Annotated in this window: 20 protein-coding genes; 5 read left to right on the plus strand and 15 right to left on the minus strand. The window is 63.4% G+C overall.

All coding sequences use genetic code 11. The features are described 5' to 3' along the window. Positions 1-112: 112 nt before the first annotated feature. The 3 genes from BN1127_RS16905 to BN1127_RS16915 form a co-directional block, all read right to left on the minus strand. The gene (locus tag BN1127_RS16905; RefSeq protein WP_042650208.1) at positions 113-1,936 is read right to left on the minus strand and encodes a SulP family inorganic anion transporter; all 1,824 of its coding nucleotides are present in this window, start codon (positions 1,934-1,936) and stop codon (positions 113-115) included. A gap of 70 nt (positions 1,937-2,006) precedes the next feature. After that, the gene (locus BN1127_RS16910) at positions 2,007-2,591 is read right to left on the minus strand and encodes a nucleotidyltransferase family protein (RefSeq protein ID WP_042650209.1); all 585 of its coding nucleotides are present in this window, start codon (positions 2,589-2,591) and stop codon (positions 2,007-2,009) included. Continuing rightward, positions 2,581-2,838, minus strand: coding sequence for a GNAT family N-acetyltransferase (locus BN1127_RS16915; RefSeq protein WP_042650210.1), 258 nt, complete (start codon positions 2,836-2,838; stop codon positions 2,581-2,583). Before BN1127_RS16915 ends, BN1127_RS16910 begins: the two co-directional genes overlap by 11 nt. 146 nt (positions 2,839-2,984) lie before the next feature. Here BN1127_RS16915 and cysM point away from each other — a divergent pair, with 146 nt between their 5' ends. After that, positions 2,985-3,887: a cysteine synthase CysM gene (gene cysM / locus BN1127_RS16920; RefSeq protein ID WP_042650211.1), complete on the plus strand. Its 903-nt coding sequence runs from the start codon at positions 2,985-2,987 to the stop codon at positions 3,885-3,887. 39 nt (positions 3,888-3,926) lie between these two features. Here the strand turns inward: cysM and BN1127_RS16925 are convergent, their stop codons facing one another. The 4 genes from BN1127_RS16925 to BN1127_RS16940 are packed head-to-tail and all read right to left on the minus strand — an operon-like array spanning position 3,927 to position 7,654. After that, the gene (locus BN1127_RS16925; RefSeq protein WP_042650212.1) at positions 3,927-5,111 is read right to left on the minus strand and encodes an iron-containing alcohol dehydrogenase; all 1,185 of its coding nucleotides are present in this window, start codon (positions 5,109-5,111) and stop codon (positions 3,927-3,929) included. A 17-nt stretch (positions 5,112-5,128) separates the two neighbouring features. Then, on the minus strand, positions 5,129-5,638 hold the full coding sequence (locus tag BN1127_RS16930; protein WP_042650213.1) for a hypothetical protein: 510 nt from the start codon (positions 5,636-5,638) through the stop codon (positions 5,129-5,131). After that, positions 5,628-6,218 (minus strand): TetR/AcrR family transcriptional regulator, encoded by a 591-nt coding sequence (locus tag BN1127_RS16935; RefSeq protein ID WP_042650214.1) that lies wholly within the window; start codon positions 6,216-6,218, stop codon positions 5,628-5,630. The genes BN1127_RS16930 and BN1127_RS16935 overlap by 11 nt, the downstream gene beginning before the upstream one ends. 8 nt (positions 6,219-6,226) lie before the next feature. Further along, the gene (locus BN1127_RS16940; protein ID WP_042650215.1) at positions 6,227-7,654 is read right to left on the minus strand and encodes a coniferyl aldehyde dehydrogenase; all 1,428 of its coding nucleotides are present in this window, start codon (positions 7,652-7,654) and stop codon (positions 6,227-6,229) included. Between the two features lie 213 nt (positions 7,655-7,867). Between BN1127_RS16940 and BN1127_RS16945 the strand changes: the two genes are divergently transcribed. After that, positions 7,868-8,161, plus strand: coding sequence for a hypothetical protein (locus BN1127_RS16945; RefSeq protein WP_042650216.1), 294 nt, complete (start codon positions 7,868-7,870; stop codon positions 8,159-8,161). 82 nt (positions 8,162-8,243) lie between these two features. Here BN1127_RS16945 and BN1127_RS16950 read toward each other — a convergent pair whose 3' ends face one another. The 8 genes from BN1127_RS16950 to BN1127_RS16985 all read right to left on the minus strand — a co-directional run bounded on the left by BN1127_RS16950 (position 8,244) and on the right by BN1127_RS16985 (position 16,325). Then, complete coding sequence (locus BN1127_RS16950) at positions 8,244-8,690, minus strand: C40 family peptidase (RefSeq protein WP_042650217.1); 447 nt, start codon at positions 8,688-8,690, stop codon at positions 8,244-8,246. Positions 8,691-8,807: 117 nt separating this feature from the next. Continuing rightward, the gene (locus BN1127_RS16955) at positions 8,808-9,722 is read right to left on the minus strand and encodes a hydrogen peroxide-inducible genes activator (RefSeq protein WP_042650218.1); all 915 of its coding nucleotides are present in this window, start codon (positions 9,720-9,722) and stop codon (positions 8,808-8,810) included. A gap of 304 nt (positions 9,723-10,026) precedes the next feature. Next, the gene (locus BN1127_RS16960; protein ID WP_005325705.1) at positions 10,027-10,992 is read right to left on the minus strand and encodes an alpha-L-glutamate ligase-like protein; all 966 of its coding nucleotides are present in this window, start codon (positions 10,990-10,992) and stop codon (positions 10,027-10,029) included. 3 nt (positions 10,993-10,995) lie between these two features. Continuing rightward, on the minus strand, positions 10,996-12,534 hold the full coding sequence (locus BN1127_RS16965; RefSeq protein ID WP_005325703.1) for an inactive transglutaminase family protein: 1,539 nt from the start codon (positions 12,532-12,534) through the stop codon (positions 10,996-10,998). A 3-nt stretch (positions 12,535-12,537) separates the two neighbouring features. Next, entirely contained in the window at positions 12,538-13,326 is a 789-nt protein-coding gene (locus tag BN1127_RS16970) for an ATP-dependent zinc protease family protein (RefSeq protein WP_005325701.1), read from the minus strand. A gap of 52 nt (positions 13,327-13,378) precedes the next feature. Next, entirely contained in the window at positions 13,379-14,356 is a 978-nt protein-coding gene (gene cmoB, locus BN1127_RS16975) for a tRNA 5-methoxyuridine(34)/uridine 5-oxyacetic acid(34) synthase CmoB (RefSeq protein ID WP_042650219.1), read from the minus strand. Further along, positions 14,353-15,093, minus strand: coding sequence for a carboxy-S-adenosyl-L-methionine synthase CmoA (gene cmoA, locus BN1127_RS16980; protein WP_042650220.1), 741 nt, complete (start codon positions 15,091-15,093; stop codon positions 14,353-14,355). Before cmoA ends, cmoB begins: the two co-directional genes overlap by 4 nt. Positions 15,094-15,476: 383 nt before the next feature. Continuing rightward, positions 15,477-16,325, minus strand: a complete 849-nt coding sequence (locus tag BN1127_RS16985; protein WP_042650221.1) for a DUF72 domain-containing protein — start codon at positions 16,323-16,325, stop codon at positions 15,477-15,479. Positions 16,326-16,757: 432 nt separating this feature from the next. On the opposite strand from BN1127_RS16985, the gene aspS reads away from it, so the two are divergent. The 3 genes from aspS (at position 16,758) to BN1127_RS17000 (ending at position 21,318) form a co-directional block, all read left to right on the plus strand. Next, entirely contained in the window at positions 16,758-18,536 is a 1,779-nt protein-coding gene (gene aspS, locus BN1127_RS16990; RefSeq protein WP_042650222.1) for an aspartate--tRNA ligase, read from the plus strand. A gap of 68 nt (positions 18,537-18,604) precedes the next feature. Continuing rightward, positions 18,605-19,345, plus strand: coding sequence for a YebC/PmpR family DNA-binding transcriptional regulator (locus BN1127_RS16995; protein ID WP_005325689.1), 741 nt, complete (start codon positions 18,605-18,607; stop codon positions 19,343-19,345). A gap of 347 nt (positions 19,346-19,692) precedes the next feature. Beyond that, a complete protein-coding gene (locus tag BN1127_RS17000) occupies positions 19,693-21,318 on the plus strand; it encodes a phosphoethanolamine transferase (RefSeq protein WP_042650223.1) in 1,626 nt (541 codons plus the stop codon). Positions 21,319-21,370: the final 52 nt, after the last annotated feature.

Here is a 21,370-nt window from a genome sequence, read left to right on the forward strand (position 1 = left end):
TCAGCGCCATCTGGACGGGCATTTAACACCAAGCGGGTGCGGGGTGCAATCCTGCCCTGAGCAAAGAGGATGCTGGCCCGGCACCCTCTCGCAGTCTGGTGGCGCGCCGCCGTCAGACCGGGGTGGCGCCCGCTTCCTGCTCGCAGGGCCGGGTGAGGCGTGCCGAGTCCGGTAGCGTCTCATCCTGGGGCCAGCGGGAGAGCAGGGTATCAGTGGTGCTCTCCACTACCTCGTCATCCTTGAACACAGGCTCCCGGTAGCAGCGGGTCAGGCGCAGGGCCTGATACATGTCGGGACTGAGGATGACCCCCTCGTCCCCGATCCGGATCCCCGCCTGCTTGAGCCACTGGGTCATCTGGCCGTGGCGACCGGCCATCACCATGTGGATGCCGCGGCGCCTGAGCTCCTTGTGCAGCTCTCCCACCATGCTCATCACGCTGATGTCCTGGTGGGTGAAGCAGGCCACGGCATCCACGATGAGGCACTTGGGATTGTGGGGATCCTGCACCAGCAGCGCCAGCACCCGCCGCTTGAAGTAAGGGGCGTTGAAGTAGGTCAGCGGCGAGTTGAAGCGATAGACCAGGATGCCGGGGATGGCCTTGGCCTGCTCGTTGTCCCCCAGGGTGCGCACCACCCCTTCATCGTCCATGCCGAGCAACTGATCGGTGGGGCGCATCACGTTGCGCAGGAACTGGAACAGCCCCAGCAAGACCGCGAGGGTGATCCCCGGGATCACCCCCATGGTGAGCACGCTGATAAAGGTGATCAGCGCCAGCCAGAAGGCGGCGCGGTCCGAGTCGCGCAGGGCCCAGAGGCCGCGAAAATCGGTGAGCGACAGGGAGGCCATCACCAGCACCACCCCGAGGGCGGCGGTGGGAATGAATTGCAGCGGCGCCGTCAGGTAGAAGGTGATGAGAGCGATCACCGCCGCGGCTATGATGGAGACCAGCTGGCTCTTGCCGCCGTTGGCGTCGTTGACCGCGGTGCGTGAATCGGCGCCGCTGATGGCAAAGCCCTGGGAGACAGCAGAGGCCAGGTTTGCCATGCCAAGGGCCCGAAACTCCTTGTCCGCATCGATTTCGTAGCCGTTCTTGGCGGCGAAGCTGCGGGCGGTGAGCATCATGGAGACGAAGCTCACCATGGCGAGGTTGAGCGCCGGCAGCACCAGCTCGCGCATCAGGCCGGGGGGAAACTCCGGCATCTGGAAGGCGGGCAGGCCCGAGCCCACGGCACCCAGGGTGGCGATATCGAACTGGCCGAGATTGAGGGCCCACACCAGGGCCGCCGTCACCACCATGGCCACCATGGAGGAAGGCCAGGATGGCCTGTAGCGCTTGGCCAGCAGCAGGGTGAGCAGGGCGGTCAGACTCATGGCCAGGGTCGGCAGATGGGTCTGGGTAAGGTAGTCTGTGCCGTTCAGGATACGCTCGATGAGATAGCGCTCGCTGAAGGTGAAGCCGAAGATCTTGGAGAGCTGACCCACCATTATGGTGATGGCCACACCATTGAGCAGGCCCATCAGTATGGGGCGGGAGAGAAAGTCCGCCAGCACCCCCAGCTTGAAGCGGCTGGCGATCAGGCACCAGAAGCCGGTCATGGCGGTCATGGTCATCACCAGTTGCCACTGGCGGGTGGGATCCCCGGCGGCGAGTGGCGTCACCACGGCGGCAATGACGGCGCAGGTGGCGGCGTCCGGGCCGACGATGAGCTGGCGGGAGGTGCCAAAGAGGGCGTAGACCACCATGGGCAGTATGCAGGAGTAGAGGCCGACGATGGCGCCCACCCCGGCGAGCTCCGCATAGGCGATGGCCACGGGCAAGGCCACGGCCGCCACCGAGAGGCCAGCGCGAAGATCCGGCATCAGCCAGGCCCGCTGATATTGCAGCAGGGCGGCGAGGCCCGGCAGCCAGCGTTCGAGAGAGAAGAAGTCGCGCATTATTTAACCCATTGAGTTATAAACAGCTTTTCCTTAGTGTGCCCAAGGTTGCCGAAACATTGCAATCCGGTTATGGCCAGTTCACCACCAGATCAGGCCAGATGCGCTGCCACTGTTTGTCCCTGATCCTGTCGATGAAGATCCGGCTCTCCTGCCGGCAGCGCGGATTGGCACTCACCTGCAGCGACCAGTTGTGGCCAAAGCCATGGGGCGCCAGCCACTCGAACTCATCGTTGGCCAGCAGCCTGACCCCGATGCAGGTGGGGACCTCCACCCAGTGACTGAGCGCTTCCAGCGAGCTGGCGAAGGGGGGCACCTGCTGGCGCACATGCATGCGCGCCTGGTTGCGCACCTCCCAGCGTTGATCAGGCAAGCGAATTCTGAGCCGGGTTTCGTACTCCCGTTCGTCCGCACCTTCCGGGTCGCTGGGATCCATATAGATAAGATCTATGTCGTTGAGGGGAGTGGGCTCGGCTTTCTGGTGCAGGTGATCCCAGATGAGGTTGCGCACAAAGCCCGCCCCCAGCGCCCAGTCCGGCAGGGCCAGCTCCCGCGCAGCCCAGAGGCAGGCCATGCGCAGGGGATCGGTCCGCAGCAGGGCCTCGGTGCGGGCTTGCAGCTGTGCCTCTCGGGCCGCTTGTGCCTCAACCCCCATGACGGCGCAGCCAGACGTCTATGTAGCTGCAGCTCGGCACTATGGTGAGCCCCTCTGCTCGGGCCCAGTCGTAGAAGCTGCGCGCCAGTTTGTCGGCAATGCCCTGTCCCCTCAGCTCGGACGGCACCTGGGTGCTGCAGGCATCGACAGTGCCCGCATCCAGCCAGCGGTAGCTGAGGCGAGAGGTCTTGCCGTCCACCACGCAGATGAACTGCTGCTGGTCGGCCTGATGAAGAATGTCGCTCATGGAGGCTCCTCAAAGGGTGGGGAAGGGGTATCAGAGCATGCTGGCCGGACTTTGCCAACAGTGCTCTTTGCGGGCCGAGGAGGCTCGCTTACACTGACCGGCCTGCGAGTGGCTCGTCAGGCAAGGTATAGAACAGTTAGCAGAGGATGGATCCCGTTATGGCCTTCGCCACCCTGGAAGATCTGATTGGCAATACCCCGTTGCTGCGCCTGCGCCGCATCAGCCCCTATCCCGACGTGACCCTGCTGGTGAAGCTGGAGGGCAACAACCCCGCCGGCTCGGTCAAGGACAGGCCGGCCCTGAACCTCATCCGGGCGGCGGAGGCAAGTGGTCACTTAGTGCCAGGCGCGCGGCTTATCGAGGCCACCTCGGGCAATACCGGCATCGCGCTGGCCATGGTGGCGGCGGCCCGGGGGTACAGGATGCGCCTCATCATGCCCAGCAACATGAGCCAGGAGCGGCGCGATGCTATGCAGGCCTACGGCGCCGAGCTGGTGCTGGTGGAAAACGGCATGGAAGAAGCGCGGGATCTGGCGCTGGCCATGCAGGACCGCGGCGAGGGGCTGGTGCTCGATCAGTTCAACAACCCGGCCAACCCGGATGCCCACTACCTCTCCACCGGCCCGGAGATCTGGCGCCAGAGCGAGGGGGCAATCACTCACTTCGTCTCGGCCATGGGCACCACGGGCACCATCATGGGGGTCTCCCGCTACCTCAAGGAGCAGAACCCGGCGGTAGAGGTGATAGGCCTGCAACCGGCAGAGGGGAGCCAGATCCCGGGCATTCGGCGCTGGCCAGAGGCCTATATGCCCGCCATCTTCGAGCCACAAAGGGTCGATCGGGTGCTGGATGTGACCCAGGAAGAGGCGCTCACCACCATGCGCCGGCTGGCGCGGGAAGAGGGGATCTGCTGCGGGGTCAGCTCGGGGGGCGCCGTGGCCGGCGCCCTGCGGGTAGCGGCCGAGCTCAGGCAGGGAGTGGTGGTGGCCATCATCTGCGATCGGGGGGATCGCTATCTCTCCACCGGTGTCTTCACTCCGCCCATCTGATCCTGCGCTTCCCGGCCCCTCGCGGGCCTTCTCCTGGGGTCATTCCCATACCTGCTCCAGCAGCGCCAGCAGCTGTTCTCTGTCCGCATCCTTGCGGTTGTAGAGCAGGGCGCCGTCGTTGATGGCGAGATCCCGGATCTCCTTGAGCACGGCTCTGTCCGTCACCCCGGCTTCCGCCAGGGTGCGCGGCAACCGCACCGCCTGCCAGAGACTGTCGCGCAGGGCGCAGAGTGCATCCAGGGCCGCCTGGGGGCGCAGTGCCTGTGGGGTGGCCGCGAAGCGCTCCGGCCCCGCCAGCGGCAGCAGCAGGCGGGCCAGCTCAGGGTCTATCTGCGGCCTGTTGTAGTCGAGCACCGCGGGCAGGAAGAGGTTCATGCACAGGCCGTGGGGCAGGTGGCAGCGGGCCCCCAGGCTGTGGCCGAGGGCGTGCACCAGCCCCACCATGGAGTTGGAAAACGCCATGCCCGCCAGGGTGGATCCCTCCGCCAGTTGCAGCCGCAGGTGCTTGTCTTCGGGGGCCTGCAACACCTTGGGCAGGGCATCGGCTATCTTCTCCACCGCCATCAGGGCCAGGGCGTCGCTGACCGGGTTCTTGGCATTGCCGATGAAGGCCTCGATGGCGTGAGTCATGGCGTCCATGGCGGTGGCGGCGGTGATGGGCAGCGGCAGCCCCCGGGTGAGGCGCGGGTCCAGCACCGCCAGCTGGGGCAGCAGGAAGGGGGAGGTGAAGGGCACCTTGCGCCCGCTCCCCTCGTCCCGGATCACTGCCACCAGGGTCACTTCCGATCCGGTGCCCGCCGTGGTGGGCACCGCCGCCAGCGGTTTGAGGTGGCGGGTCAGGCAACCGGCCCCCGCATGATCCAGCAGCCGCTCCCCGCCCAGGGTGACCAGGATGTTGACCGCCTTGGCGGTATCGATGACGGAGCCGCCCCCCAGGGCCACCAGGCTGTCACAACCCAGTTCCCGCCAGCGGGTGGCGATGCGCTCCACCACGGCGGTGGAGGAGTCGGCGGGGATCTCGTCCCAGATGGCGGCGACCGGCAGGCCCCCCTCCGCCAGCACATTGGCCAGCAGGGTGGCGAGCCCGCTGCCGCCGACCCCCTTGTCGGTCAGCAGCAGCGGACGGCGTGCCCCCAGTGCCATCAGCTCGTCCGGAAGCTGTTCCAGCGCCTGCTCCCCTGCCATCAATCTGACCGGACAGAAGAAATCGTAATAACGGCTCATGGTGTTCATCCTTCTTTTCAACCGGTCAGCAGACCCAGGTAGATGTGGCAGGCTCGCGTCAGCTTGTGGCGCGGGCTAGGGTAGTGGCGCAGCAGGGGCCGCGCAATGAAGGCAGGCAGGATCAGGGCTTGCAGCTGCTCCAGCGCCCGCACCAGATGCATGGCTGCACCGAGATCCCCCTCCACCAGCAGCCGGTTCTCGCAGAAGGCCTGATTGATGCCGAGGCGAAAGCTGAGGGCGCGAAAGGCGATGGCGGGGTGCTTGAAGCAGACCCGCAGAACATGGGGACTTGTTGCCCCAAGGGGCGCGGGGCCGCATCGCCAGCGCCCGGCCACCTGGTGCAGGGTCAGCCCATAAGGCAGCCCATGCACCTCCAGCCGGATGCGAAGCCCCTCCGGCAGCGGGGCGAGTTCGCGGCGCACCGCCTCGTCGACCCGGGCGGCGCGGCACAGGGTGCGGCCGATGACCCAGAGCAGACTCCCTATCCAGAGGCGCCGACCTGTGGCAAGCCAAGGATCAAGCGTCATGAAGGCCTCCTGCGATGGCGGACCAGAAGAGTGCGAAGGCGCTGGCCTGCCAGTGGGGGTCGTCCCCGAGCTCGGGCTGGTCAACAAAGAGGGAGGCACAGGCCAGAAACTGGCTCTGGCACACCTCCAGCATCAGGACGGGGGGCGCCCGCATCAGCTCGCCGCTGGCTTGACCCCGGGCAAGCAGGCGCGGCAGGAAGCGTAGTGTCTCCCCCAGGATCTGGCTGCGCAACGGCCGTGCCAGCAGGGGGGAGTGGAAGAAGCCCAGCACGAACTTGAGCTCATGGGGATGGGCCTGCATCCAGCTCATCGCCTGACACCAGTAGTGGCGCGCCTGCTCCCTGAGGGGCAGGGCCGGATCCGCTTCGCTGATGGCGGCGCCAAGGCGCAGCTTGACGTCCTGGTAGAGCTGCTGGATCAGCAGCTCCTTGCTGGGAAAGTGGTGGAACAGGGTGCCGTTGGCCACCCCTGCCGCCCGGGCGATGCGGGCGGTAGCGGCGCCTTGCAGGCCATCCTCGGCGCACAGGGCAAGGGCGGCATCCAGGATCTGGCGGCGTTTGTCTGTCATGGGATCGCTCATGCTGCCTCCTAGCGCAGGAACAGGGCCATCATCAGCCGCTGGTACCAGCGCAGATAAGGGGGGTGGATCAGGCTCCCCGTGCTGAAACGGCCGCGGCGCAGCACGGTTTTCGCCTTGGAGAAGGTGAGAAAGCCTTCATGGCCGTGGTAGTGCCCCATGCCGGAGGGGCCTATGCCGCCGAAGGGGGCGTCGTCCGCCGCCACCTGGAACAGACACTCGTTGATGGCCATGCCACCGGCGTGGGTCTCCCGGATGAAGCGGTGCTGCAGCGCCGGATCCAGGCTCATTAGATAGAGCGCCAGCGGGCGTGGCCGGGCCGCCACATAGGCAATGGCCTCCTCGATGCTGTCATAGGGCACCAGGGGCAGCAGGGGGCCGAAGATCTCCTGCTGCATCAGCTGGCAGTGGCCGGGCACCTCGGTCAGCAGGTGGGGCACCAGGCGGCGGGCGCCGTCATCCCGGGCTGGCGAGGCGCAAGGGTGCACCTGGGCACCCGCCTGCTTCGCCTCCGCCAGCCAAGCGGTGAGCCGCTCATACTGGGCCCCGTTGATGATGGAGCCGTAATCCGGGCTATCCAGCCCCTTGGGATAGAGGCGGCGAAAGTGTGCTTGATAGGCCTCGATAAAGGCCTGCTCCTGCCCTCGTGGCAGCAGCACATAGTCCGGGGCCACGCAGATCTGGCCGGCGTTGAGGCTCTTGCCGAAGATCATCCGCTCCACCGCCAGGGCCAGGGGCATATCGGGGGCGATGAGGCAGGGGCTCTTGCCACCGAGCTCCAGGGTCAGCGGCGTGAGCTGGGGGGCGGCGGCGGCCATCACCCGTCTGCCCACCGCGGTGGAGCCGGTGAACAGCAGATGATCGAAGGGCAGGGTGCTGAAGGCGGCCGCGAGTCCCGCGTCCCCCTCGATGATCACCACCTCGTCGTCGTCAAACACCTGGGCCAGCAGGGTACGCAGCACGGCGTTGGTGTGGGGGGTGAACTCGGAGAGCTTGATCATGGCGCGGTTGCCGGCGGCGATGGCGCCGATGAGTGGCCCCAGGCTCAGCATCACCGGGAAGTTCCAGGGCACCATGATGCCGACCACGCCAAGCGGTTGATAGTGCACCTCGACCCTGGCGGGGGCCAGCAGCAGGCCGGGGTGGCGCCGCACTGGCTTCATCCACCCCTTGAGCCGTTTCAGGCTGTAGTTGATCTGCATGACGCAGGGCAGGATGTCGGCGACCAAGGAGTCGTAGTCGCTGCGCTGGCCATAGTCCAGGGCCAGGGCGTCGCAGAGCGCCTGCTTGTGGGCGAGCAGGGCGCTCTTGAGCGCGGTCAACCGGCTGCGACGCTGTGCCAGGCTCGGCATGGGCTGGGCCTGACAGGCCTGCTTGAGGCGGACCAACTGCTCGGGCAGGGAGAACTTGTCTGGGGACTGGGTTTGTATGGCTTCCATGGTTTGCTCCGCACAAAAACTGACCGACTGATTAGTCGGTCTGAATCTACCGGCTTGTTGCCAGCCTGTAAACGGGAACGTGCCAGGCCAGGGATGGATGAAGGGGTTCTCCGATGGAACTGTGCTCGGCCCCACAATTTTGGGCTATCTCGATTGGTTAATTATCCAATAAGGGGTAGTTTTTTTCCCATCAACTCAGATGGAGTGCTGCACATGACCAGGGAATTGCACAGCCTGCTGGCCAGGCTGGACGATGTGATCGAGCGTATGCCGGACAGTTTCAACACCTATGAATTTACCCAGAAGCTGGCACTGCAACACCAGCGCGAGTATTTCGCCGCGGGCCACTCCCTGGCGGAGCAAGACAAGAACCTGCTGCGCCTGCTCCACGAGAAGATAGCCCTGGCGCTGGCGAGCCATGATGGTGTCATCGAAGGGGCCCTGCTGCCCTGTGTGACCCCCTGGGGGGAGAGAGCCACTTCGCCCCGCTGGCACCGCAAGCACTGAGCCTCTGCGCAGCCTATTTTCGGCGCAGTACATAAAGAAGAAGGCCCCTCGGGGCCTTCTTCTTTATGTTCGTTGGTGGCGGCTACTGGGTCAGGCGGCGTGCCTGCCAGTAGCGGCTGTTCCAGTAGACGTTGTCGAGGCGCGAGCGGATCACCCCCTTGCTGGTGGAGGCGTGGATAAACTCCCCTGACCCGGTGTAGACACCGACGTGGTACTGCTGCCAGCCAGTCTTGAAGAACACCAGATCCCCGTGTTGCAGCCGGTATCTGTCCACCGGGCGACCCAGGCTGGCCTGGGATTCCGTGGTGCGGGGCAGGGTGAAGCCCAGCACCTGCTGGTAGGCAAGCTGGGTGAAGGCGGAGCAGTCGAGGCCGGCGCGGTTGGTGCCACCCATGCGATAGGGGACGCCGCGCCACTGCTGATAGAAGCCGTCGAAGGCACTGGCCTGGCGGGCAGGCGGCGGCTCCGGGGTGCTGGAGCAGGCGACGACAAGCAGGGCCAGCAGGGGCGGCAGCAAGGTGCGAAACATCTCAACTCCTTGATAGGGCACAGGATTCATCATAGATGATGTTCCTGCCTGGAACCTGAACAGCGATAGCATAAATGCTTGCCGAGGGCAGAAAATGCACTCCCGGCAAGCCAGTCGTCAGTCGGCCGCCTTGGGGGTTATCAGCGGCGTGAGCAGCTCGGCGATCTTGTAGAAGGTCTGCACCCGAGTGGTGCTGGGGCGCCACACCAGGCCGATCTCGCGATAGGGCTTCTCCCCTGGCAGGGGAATGGCCACCAGATCCGAGTTCTCGAGGATGCCGGCATCTATGGCCATCTGGGGCAGGAAGGTGGTGCCAAGGCCGGCGCCCACCATCTGTACCAGGGTGTGCAGGCTGGTGGCGGCGAACGGGTTGATCTTGCTCTTGTCCCGCAGCCGGCAGGCACTCACCGCGTGTTCGGTCAGGCAGTGCTCCCGCTCCAGCAGGAAGATGCTCTGATTGGGCAACTCCTTGTAATCGAACGGCATGTGCAGAGTGGCAGCCATATTTGACGGCATCACCATATGGAAGGGATCCTGACCGACCGTCTTGCAGTGAAAGCCGCCGATCTCCACCGGCAGCGCCAGGATCAGCAGGTCGAGCTGGCCCTGCTCCAGCTGCTTGAGCAGATTGGTGGTGGTGTCTTCCCGCAGCAGCAGCTCCAGCTCCGGATAGGCCTTGCCGCACACCTGCAGCAGCTTGCTGAGCAGGAAGGGGGCTATGGTGGGAATGCAGCCGAGCCGGACGGTGCCATGCATGACGCCCCCCTGCTGCTGGCCGAGCTCCATCAGATCCCGGGCATCGGAGAGCAGATTGCGCGCTCGCGCCACTATCTCCATGCCGACCGGCGTCATGATGAAGCTCTTGTGATCCCGCTCCACCAGTTGCAGGTTCATCATGTCCTCCAGGGTCTGGATCCCGGTACTCAGGGTGGACTGGCTGACATGACAGGCCTTGGCGGCACGGTTGAAATTCTTGTGCTCGTCCAGAGCGACCAGATACTGCAGCTGTTTCAGGCTGGGCCAACGTTGCATAGGGGAAACCCGATCGATGCTATCTATTTGATTTAATTAATCTACCATCGAGAGACTGCTTTGTCGCCGAGATTAGGCGCCCTCCTGGCAGGATGTGTGCATCACGGGGCAGGCGGAGGGGAGAGGTCCAGCATCCTCCCTCCCGTAATGGCAGCGACTGCCTTGGGAGCTTATCCCCATGTGTCAGCTCGTTGAAGGGGGGTTGCGATGGGATGTGACGGGGATCGGCCTTCCCGGGGGGCACCCGACGCCGGCCATAAAAAAACGCGCCGGGTGGCGCGTTTTTGCAGGTGTTAAAGGCAGGCTATTCGTCGAAGATACCGAAGTGATCCTTGGCGAAGTTGACGCGCTGCTCCACGTTCATCTTGACCTGACCCAGCTTCTCGATGGTCTTGAGGTTGGGCACCAGGCCGCGGCCGTTGGCGATCTGGATGGCGAGACCGGGACGGGCGTTGAGCTCCAGCAGCATGGGGCCGCGGAACTTGTCCAGCACCATGTCGGTCCCGATGTAGCCAAGCCCCGACATCTCGTAGCAGGAGGCGGCCAGGGTCAGCAGGGTATCCCAGTGGGGCACCTTGAGATCGTAGAGATCCAGGCCGGTGTCTGGGTGGTGGCGCAGGGGGTTGCCAAACTGCACCGCCCGCAGGGCGCGACCGGTACGCAGGCACAGACCCACCCCCACGGCGCCCTGGTGCAGGTTCGCCTTGCCGTCCGAGGCGGCGGTGGAGAGACGCATCATGGCCATCACCGGGAAGCCCTTGAAGATAATCACCCGGGCATCGGGCACCCCTTCGAAGGAGTAGCCGTCGAACACGTCATCGAAGTTGATGAGCCCTTCCACCAGCGCCACGTCGGGCTTGCCGCCCAGCGAATAGAGGCCCGCCAGTATGTTGGAGACATGGCGCTCCAGATCCTGACCGGTGGAGGCGCTGCCGTTGGGCTTGTAGAAGCTGCCCTCTTCCTGACGCAGGATCACCAGGATCCCCTTGCCGCCGGAGCCGCGGGCAGGCTTGATGCAGAAGCCCGGCCAATCCTTCACCAGCTCGGTGATGCGGGTCACGTCGTGCTGCTCGCGGATGGTGCCGATGAGTTCAGGCACCGTCACCCCCGCATCCAGCGCGATGCGCTTGGTCTTGAGCTTGTCATCCACCAACGGGTAGAGACGACGCGGGTTGTAGCGGCTGATGTAGGAGTGGTTGCGTTTGTTCATGCCGAGGATGCCTGCCTGAGACAGGCTCCACGGGCTGGTGTATTTCTGCCAGAACCACATCTGTTACTTGTCCTTACCCGGGGTGGCACCGGACTTCATCTCGTCCACCAGCGGCTTGAAGCGCTTGAGCTCGCTCAGCTTGTAGCCGGTGTAGTTACCCATCACCAGCACGGTGGCCATCAGCACCAGTTGCAGGCCGAGGAAGTTGAAGGTGAGGTGACGAATGAGCTCGTTATCCATGGCCAGGTAGGCGATCACCGCCACCAGCAGGGAGCCGCCACCCTGGCGGAACACCTCTTTGGGGCCCTCTTCTTCCCACAGGATGGACATCCGCTCTATGGTCCAGGAGAGGATGATCATCGGGAAGAAGGTGATCTTCATGCCGTCGGTCAGCCCCAGCTTGAAGGCGAAGGCGGAGAAGATGCCGATCATCGAGATCACCATGATGATGATCGCCGATATTCGGGCCACCAGCAGCAGGTTGAGCCTTGAGAGGTAGGAACGGATCACCAGGCCGGTGCCGACGATTAGCAGGAAGCCTATAAGGCCGGTGACCAGCGAGGTCTGGATAAAGGCGACCGCGATCAGCACCGGCATGAAGGTGCCCGAGGTCTTGATCCCCACCAGCACCCGCAGGAACACCACCATCAGCACACCGATGGGGATCAGCAGCAGACCCTTGAACAGCGCCTGCTCTTCCAGCGGCAGGCTGTGGATGGAGAAGTTCATCATCTCGGACTTCTCGAACTTCTGCGCCAGGGCCACGTTGACCGGCTGCTCCTGCTCGATCATCGAGAAGGTGACGCGGGAGTTGTGACCACCGGTGACGTCCAAGAGAGCGCCTGAGTTGTATTCCCACAGCAGCAGGTTCCCCGGTTGTCCCTGTTCACCGGTTTGCGGGTTGAACAGCTTGTAGTCGGTCGGGCTGTTGAACACCTGCAGATAGTCCACCAGCTCCTGGCGACGGCGACCGTCTTCCAGGCTCAGGGCGTGCACCACGCGCGCCGGCACCTCGGCGTTGTTGAGCAGCTCGGCGATCAGGCTGGCGCGGCTCTTGTGAGACTTCAGCAGCTCGGCGTTCTGTTCCTGCTTCTCGATCTCCTTGATGATCTCGCGGGTCAGGGTGTAGCCGTCGGCGGAACGCTCCTGGGCGCGCTCGAGGATCTGCTTCATCGCGGTGGCGTAGGGCTCACTCTCGATCTGCTTCTCGATGGCGGGCGGCAGCGGGTTGGCGGCGGGCTTGGCATGGGCATCCGCCATCATGTCGACCCGATAGTAGAGCTCCTGGCGGCCAGAGGCGGTGCGAATGGACCACTCGGCGCGGGCATCCCCGTCTTTTTCCACGAACGACAGGCCGTAGCCCGGGCTCGCGGCATTCTCGTTCATCAGGGTGAAGCCGGGCTGGGTGCCCGGAATGGCCAGGGAGGCGATCACCGGCTCACCGGTGGCCTCGAACTCGAGCTTGGCTTCGATAGACCAGATCTGACGTTTTTCACCGGGCGTGAGGGGCACGTCCAGGGCGACATGGTGATAAAACGTCATTCCCAGGCCGACAATGAACAGCAGGGCGACCAGCAGATAGAACGGCTTACGGGAAACCATGGATTATTTTACATCCTTGAGCTTGGGTTTTGGTTGGATATACTCGCGGGCCACGTCGACCACGGCGATGTCTTTCAAGAATTCACGGCCCAGCAGCACGGGGAAGGTCATGTCGCTGCGGTCTTTGAGGGTAAACTCGGCCTTCTCCGTCATGTCGCCGATGCGCACTGTGAGGCGCACCACGGGACGACGGTCGAGGTCGTCGGCAGAAGCCTGACGCACCCGCACGTGACGCACCAGCGGCGCCTCGATCTGGATCTTGTCGTCCATCTCCTGGTGGCTCAGGAAGAAGCGCACCCAGTTCTTGCCGTTGCGCTCGAAGATGGTGATCTCCTGGGCACTGATGGAGGAGGTGGTGGCGCCGGTATCGACCCGTGCCTGGAAGGCATCGTTGGCGGCATCGACCCAGATCCACTCCGCTTCACCCACCAGCAGCTTGCCGTCGACCGTGTGGCCCTGGCTCGGGGCCGGGCACTTCTCGGTGGGAATGGCCATGGGTTTGGGGGGCTCGGGTGGCAGGGTAGCCAGCTTGCTGTCGACTTTCTTCACGGACTCTTTCATGTTGGTGACATCGGTGTTGAGCTGAACCAGCAGGTGCTGTTGCTGCACATACTGCTTCTGTTGCTGTTCCATGGATGTTTGCAGGCGTTGCTCGCTCAACGTGATCTCGTTGCGAAGCTCGGCCAGCGTCAGGGTCGGGGCCGGGGGGGCTTTTTCCATACTGACACACCCGCCGAGACTGAGCAGGGAGAGCAGGGTCATTCCTTTTAATTTGCTTTTCATGTCATTCATTTAACTGTGCTTCCTGGAATTGGGTCAGTGTAACTTCCACAGCCGCCATCGGCTAGTCTTTGGCCTTTCTGGCGATCAGTACGGCACGCTTGGGTGCCGGGTATCCTTCGACCGTGAGTGCCGGATCGTCTGGGTCCAGGTAGTCACTCAGGGACTCGTTAATCATCCAGTCGGTACGACGCTGTTCGTCGGTACTGGTCATATTCTCGTCCACGATTCGCACGTCGCTGAACCCGCAGCGTTCGACCCAGAGTTTGAGGGCCGCGCTTGAGGGGATAAACCAGACGTTGCGCATCTTGCCGTAGCGATCGGTGGGCACCAGCACGTCGTTGACGCCGCCGTCGATCACCAGGGTCTCCAGCACCAGCTCCCCGTCGTCTTTGAGCTGGTTGCGCAGCTGTTCGATGTGCTCGATGGGGGACTTGCGATGATAGAGCACCCCCATGGAGAAGACGGTGTCAAAGGCCCGCAGCTCAGGGAGCTCCTGGATGCCCAGCGGCAGCAGGTGGGCGCGCTGATCGTTGCCGGCGAAGTGGCGAATGGCCTCGAACTGGCACAGGAACAGCGGGCTCGGATCGATACCGACCGCGAGTTTTGCCCCTTCGCCGACCATGCGCCAGAGGTGGTAGCCGCTGCCGCAACCCACATCCAGCACGTAACGCCCGGCGAGCGGGCTGATGTGGGGCAGCACCCGCTCCCACTTCCAGTCGGAGCGCCACTCGGTGTCGATGTGGATGCCGTGGACCTGGAAGGGGCCCTTGCGCCAGGGCATGAACTGGCGCAGCAGGCTCTCGGTCTTCTTGCGCTCCCCCTCGCCCAGGCTCTCGGCCGAGCCTATCTCGACCCGGCTCTTGAGCTCAACTTTCCTGGGGGCGACCGCGGGCAGCTTGTTGAGAGCCCGGTTCCAGCGCGGCAGATCCCCGTGCAGGTTGTCGTGCTGCCAGGCGTGCAGCTGGGCGGGCAGGGTATGCAGCCAGTGGCTCAGCCGGTTCTTGGCGATCAGTTGATAAAAGTTGGCGAAATCGATCATGGTTGGGTGTCGCTGGATTTGATGGCAATCATGGAGCCGAAGTTGAAGCACTGGAACCAGAGATCCTGATGGGTGAAACCGGCGTCCCGCAGGCGGGCACGGTGAGTCTCCAGGCTGTCGGTACGCATCACGTTTTCAAGGGCGGTGCGCTTCTGGCTTATCTCCAGTTCGCTGTAGCCGTTGGCCCGCTTGAAATCGAGGTGCAAGTCGATGAGCAGCGCGTTGACCTGCTCGTCCTCGAAGCGGAACTTCTCGCTCAGGATCAGGATGCCGCCGGGGCGCAGGCCGTCATGGATGCGCGCGATGAGGGCGGCGCGCTTCTCGGGTTCGACGAACTGCAGGGTGAAGTTGAGCACCACCACGGAGGCGTTCTCGATGGCGATGTCGCAGATGTCTGCCTCCACCAGTTCCACCGGCACCTCGGACTTGAAGCCCGAGAGGTGGGCGCGGGCGCGCTCGATCATGGGGTGGGAGAGATCCACCGCCGTGATCTGGCAGCCGGGCTGGTTGACATGGCGGCGCATGGCCTGGGTGGCGGCGCCCAGCGAACAGCCGAGATCATAGAGTCGGCTTTGGGGCTGGGCGTAACGGGCGGCCATCATGCCGATGGCGGAGATGATGTTGCTGTAACCCGGCACGGATCGCTGGATCATGTCGGGGAAGACATCGACGACCTGTTCGTCAAAGCAAAAATCCCCCAATTGGGCAATGGGGGCGGCAAAAATCTGATCGTGCATGCTGGCGCAACCTGACAGCCGGTGCGCGAACCGACTGTGTGTTCAATGGAGTCGTTGGGTGACACCCGTCCGGGTCGTCACCGGTTTACGAACGGGGTGGCTGGCCTTGAGATCCTTCGGGCCTGCCCTGTTCGCAATGGACCATCATCCTGGTCCTTTATGGGAATGAGCCGTCTGCGGCATGTGTTGCCATGGACAACTGTCAGCGCCCCTTCTTGGGAGCTGGACGGTCGCCTGCGGCACAATGCAATGGCGGGCGTCCGGCTCCTTGCTTGGGGCGGTAGTGTAGAGGAAAGGCGGGCGTTTGTCTTGACGCCGAGCCCCGTCCAGCCACAAAAAAACGGCTTTTTTTAGCGGTGAAACAGGAGTGGGGAAGCGAGCGGCTAAAAGGGCAGCAGGCCCTGGCGCGCGCGATCGTTTTCCCCCGGCCAGGGGGCCATCTCCTGACCGAGCAACCGACTGACCTGACGGGCCAGTTCGGGGGCCCGTGCATTGTCGGCGGTATGGATAAAGAGGTAGAGATCCTTCCCCTCTGCCAGCCATTGCTGCCAGCGGGGCAGCCAGGAGGGCAAAAAGGGGTGATTGTCCTCGGGATGAGGAAGGCCTATGAGGCGCACTACCGGACTGTTGGCGGTGGCGAGCAGATGCACCGGGAGCCTCGGCTTCTTGCCCTGGGCATCGACGAGGGCCGGCGTGGTGGCAGGCACCGAGAAGAGCGGTCGGCTGTCGAGCATGATGCGGTTGATGCCCCTGTCCATCAGCAGGCGGTTCAGGGCGCGCTCCGCCTCTCCCTTGGCGAAAAAGTCGGGGTGGCGCACCTCGAGGGCATAGGTGAAATCCGGCGGCAGGCTCTCGAAGAAGGCGGTGAGGCGCGGCAGGCCGGCGGGGCCGAAGCGGGCGGGCAGTTGCAGCTTGAGCAGCCCCAGTTGCCCGTGCAGGGGCGCCAGCAGGGCGATGAAGGCCGCCACCTGCTTGCCGGCGCTCACCAGATCGCTCTGGTGGCTGATTTCTTTCGGAAACTTGAAGCTGAAGCGGAACTGGGGCGGCACCGCATCGGCCCAGCGGCGCACCGTGTCCGGGGTGGGGGAGGCGTAGAAGGTGGTGTTGCCCTCCACGGTATTGAACACCCGGGCATAGTGGGCGAGGTGCTCGGCGGGTCTGGCGCCCACCCCCAGCAACTGGCCGGGCCAGGCCGGGTGTGACCACTGGGGCAGACCCAAATAGAGGCTCATGTCGGTTCCTGTCTGCGGATTGATGCTGTTTTGCTCCCCTTTTTGCGCCAGGACAACAAAAAACAGGGCAAAGGAGGCTGCGGGCCATTTTACCCAAATGGGGGTTTTCCTCTATAATGCCAGCCCTTTTGTTTGCCAAATCGTTGTGACTCACGGGGTTGTGCGCCTAAGGTGGCGATGACCTGGGTCACAAGGTTGCCAGACAACGACGCTTGCCGATGTTTTCGCCTCGCGCGTCGACCCCTCGACGGGGCACTCGGCGCGAGCCGGCATTGGCGGCAAGTATCCGGCTCGGGGAGCCGGATGATATGAGACTGATTTCAAACCGGGTAAGAACCAGGATCTGGCCAGCTGTGAGACAGACGGTGCTTGCCAGTCGTGCCCGGCGACCCAAGGTGAACCGTCTCTCTACCATTTCGAAGGAAGAAGTCCATGCGCTCTATCTATTGCGGACAGGTCAATGAGGCCCATGCCGGGCAGACCATTACATTGTGCGGTTGGGTCCATCGTCGTCGCGATCTCGGCGGCCTCATCTTTATCGACATGCGCGACCGGGAAGGGATCGTGCAAGTCTTCTTCGACCCGGACAAGCCGGACGCCTTCGCCCTGGCCTCCGAGCTGCGCGGCGAGTTCTGCATCCAGGTGACCGGCGTGGTGCGTACCCGTCCGGACTCCCAGCGCAACAGCGACATGGCTACCGGCGCCATCGAAGTGTTCGCCCACGAGCTCACCATCATCAACCGTGCCGAGCCGCTGCCGCTTGACTTCAACCAGGTCAACAGCGAAGAGGTGAGCCTCAAGTATCGCTACCTGGACCTGCGTCGCCCCGAGATGGCCAAGTACCTGAAGACCCGTGCCAAGGCCAGCGCCTTCGTGCGCCGCTTCATGGACGAGCAGGGCTTCCTCGACATCGAGACCCCCATGCTGACCAAGGCGACCCCGGAAGGGGCCCGTGACTATCTGGTGCCGAGCCGGGTGCACAAGGGCAAGTTCTACGCCCTGCCGCAGTCCCCGCAGCTGTTCAAGCAGTTGCTGATGATGTCCGGCTTCGATCGCTACTACCAGATCGTCAAGTGTTTCCGCGATGAAGACCTGCGTGCCGACCGCCAGCCGGAATTCACCCAGATCGACGTGGAGACCTCCTTCATGACCGCGCCGCAGGTGCGCGAAATCATGGAGGAGATGATCCGCAAACTCTGGATGCACATCCTGAACGTGGATCTCGGCGACTTCCCCATCATGACCTTCGACGAGGCCATGCGCCGCTTCGGTTCCGACAAGCCGGATCTGCGCCTGCCGATGGAGCTGGTGGATGTGGCCGACCTGCTGACTGCGGTGGAATTCGCCGTGTTCGCCGGCCCCGCCAACGATCCGAAAGGCCGCGTGGCAGCCCTGAAAGTCCCGGGCGGCGCCGAGCTCTCTCGCAAGCAGATCGACGAGTACACCAAGTTCGTCGGCATCTATGGCGCCAAAGGCCTGGCCTGGATGAAGGTCAACGAAGCGGCCAATGGCATCGAAGGGGTACAGTCCCCGGTCGCCAAGTTCCTCACCGACGAGATCGTGCGCGAGATCCTGGCCCGCACCGGCGCGGCCGATGGCGACATCCTCTTCTTCGGTGCTGACAGCAAGAAGGTGGTGTGCGACGCCATGGGCGCCCTGCGCCTGAAGGTGGGCCGCGATCTGGGTCTGGTGGAAAACGTCTGGAAGCCGCTGTGGGTCATCGACTTCCCCATGTTCGAGGAAGATGGTGAAGGTGGCCTGGCTGCCATGCACCACCCCTTCACTGCCCCGAGCAACCTGGGCCCGAGCGAGCTCAAGGCCAACCCCCTGGGGGCCTATGCCAACGCCTACGACATGGTGATCAACGGCTACGAAGTGGGTGGCGGCTCTGTGCGTATCCACAACAGCGAGATGCAGTCCACCGTGTTCGACATCCTGGGGATCACCCCGGACGAGCAGCGCCTGAAGTTCGGCTTCCTGCTGGATGCCCTGAAGTACGGTACCCCGCCCCACGCCGGTCTGGCCTTCGGTCTGGATCGCCTCAGCATGCTGCTGACCGGTACCGACAACATCCGGGACGTGATCGCCTTCCCGAAAACCACGGCAGCTGCCTGCCTGATGACGGATGCCCCCAGCTTCGCCAACCAGGCCCAGCTGACCGAACTGGCCATCGCCACCGTTGCCAAGGCCGATGCCAAGGCTGACGCCTGAGAAGATTGAAGAACGGGTCGCCATGCGACCCGTATCCCATTGATTTCACATTATAACGGAGAGTTTTTATGGCAGGTCACAGCAAATGGGCCAACATCAAACACCGCAAGGCGGCACAAGACGCCAAGCGTGGCAAGATCTTCACCAAGCTGATCCGCGAAATTACCACCTCGGCTCGCCTCGGTGACGCGGATCCCGCCAACAACCCGCGCCTGCGCGCGGCGGTCGCAGCTGCCCTGACCGGCAACATGACCCGTGACACCATCAACCGTGCCATCCAGCGTGGCGCCGGTGGTGGTGATGGCGAGCAGCTCGAGACCATCGTCTACGAAGGTTACGGCCCGGCGGGCTCCGCCGTCATGGTGGAGTGCCTGACCGACAACCGCAATCGCACCGTGGCCGAAGTGCGTCACGCCTTCAGCAAGTGCGGTGGCAATCTGGGCACCGACGGCTCAGTGGCCTACCTGTTCAGCAAGAAGGGTCTGCTGACCTTCGTGGGCGTGGACGAGGATGCCCTGATGGACGCGGCTCTGGAAGCGGGCGCCGATGACGTGGTCACCGAAGAGGATGGCTCCATCGAGGTCTACACCACCCCGAACGATTTCGGCACAGTGCTGGACGGCCTGGAAGCCGCCGGCTTCAAGCCCCAAAGCGCCGAAGTGACCATGATAGCTTCCACCGAAGCCGAGCTGGACGCCGACACCGCACCCAAGCTGATGCGTCTCATCGACATGCTGGAAGACCTGGATGACGTGCAAGAGGTCTACCACAACGGCTCCATCTCCGACGAAGTGGCCGCGCTGCTCTGATCGTCAGCAGCAACTAGCGATAGGAGGTGCACCACAACGGTGTCACCTCCGACGAAGTGGCCGCGCTGCTCTGATCGCCAGATAGAAGACCAGGGGCACCACCAGGGTGTCACCTCCGACCAAACGGCAGCCAAGGCTGCCGTTTTTTTATCACCTGCCCCCCTCTTGCCCCATTTCCTTTGCTGCCCTTAATGCCCGCTTAAGTTTGACTTTCTAGTATCACCTGGTATCCGGGCCGCTCTGGCCATGATCCACCGTCTGCTCGGGAAGAGGGGCGGGGGAGCGGGATGCCCACAACGGAGCCCCCATGCAGGGTCTCCAGATCACTGGTTTGTCGGAGTCTTCTTATGCGCCTCACTCTGGGAGTGATGAAGGTCAACCTGTTGCTGGTGTTGCTGTTTGCACTGGTGTTCAACTGGCCCATTTTCCTGCACTTTTACCGTATTCTCACCGCGCTCGAGCATGTGAAGGCGGGATTTGCCCTCTCTATCCCCCTGGTGCTGATCGCCGCGCTCAATGCGGTCTTCCTGCCGTTCACCTTCCGTTATCTGCTCAAGCCCTTCTTCATCCTGCTGATCATGACGGCCTCTCTGGTCAGCTACGCCATGCTGAAATACGGGATCATCTTCGATGTGGGCATGGTGCAGAACATTCTGGAGACCAACAGCGGGGAGGCGACCTCCTATCTCAATGCTTCAGTGGTGCTCTGGTTCCTGCTGACCGCGGTGTTGCCGGTACTTGGTCTGCTGTGGATCAAGGTGGAGTACCCAACCCCCTGGTACAAGGGGCTGGGTCTGCGGCTCGGTTCCATCGCTCTGTCGCTGCTGTTTCTGGTGGGCGTTGCCGCCCTCTATTACCAGGACTATGCCTCGGTCGGGCGCAACAACCACTCCATCGTCAAGGAGATAGTCCCCTCCAACTACGTGCGCGGCCTCTATCGCTACGCCCGGGATATTCTCTTCGCTACCCCTGTCCCTTATGAGCCGATAGGCACAGATGCCAGGGTGGTCGCCAAGAGCGACAAGCCGACTCTGATGTTTCTGGTGGTGGGGGAGACAGCCCGCAGCCAGAATTACTCCCTCAACGGCTACCAGAAGGAGACCAACGGCTTCACCATGAAGGAGCCGGATCTCGTCTCCTTCAGGGACGTACGCTCCTGTGGTACCGCCACCGCGGTCTCCGTGCCCTGCATGTTCTCCAACCTTACGCGCCGTGAATACGACGAGACCCTGGCCAAGTCCAGAGACGGCCTGCTGGACGTGCTGCAGCACGCCGGAGTCTCCGTGCTGTGGAAGGAGAACGACGGCGGCTGCAAGGGGGTGTGCAATCACGTGCCCACCCTGGAGATCGAGCCCAAGACCTTCCCCGAATACTGTGAAGGGGATTCCTGCTATGACGAGGTCTTGCTGCAGGGACTGGATCAGCAGATCGCCGGGATGAAGGGCAAGCAGGGCAGCAAGCTGGTCGCCTTCCACCTGATGGGCAGCCACGGCCCGACCTACTATCGTCGCTACCCGGCCGCCGACCGCGTCTTCTTGCCGGACTGCCCGCGCAGCGACATCGAGAACTGCAGCAATGAGGAGCTGGTCAACACCTATGACAACACCATAAGGTACACCGACAAGGTGTTGTCCCAACTCATCGACAAGCTCAAAACCCTGGAAAGCCAGTACAACGTGGGGCTGGTTTACCTGTCTGATCACGGGGAATCCCTGGGCGCCATGGGACTCTATCTGCACGGCACTCCCTACAAGTTTGCCCCGGACGATCAGACCCGGGTGCCCTTGCTGACCTGGTTCTCTCCCCAGTTGCAGCGTGACCGCCAGCTGGACCAGGACTGCCTGCGTCAGGAGGCGGGCAGCAAGCGCTTCTCCCACGACAATCTGTTCCACTCGATGCTCGGCATCATGGATGTGCAGACCCAGGCTTATGACGGCAAGCTTGACCTGTTCAAGCCGTGTAGGGCGGGGTAAACCGGCGAAAACAGACCAATAAAAACGGCAGCCACTGGCTGCCGTTTTTATT

Source organism: Aeromonas media (genome assembly GCF_000819985.1).
Taxonomy (GTDB): Bacteria; Pseudomonadota; Gammaproteobacteria; order Enterobacterales; family Aeromonadaceae; genus Aeromonas; species Aeromonas media.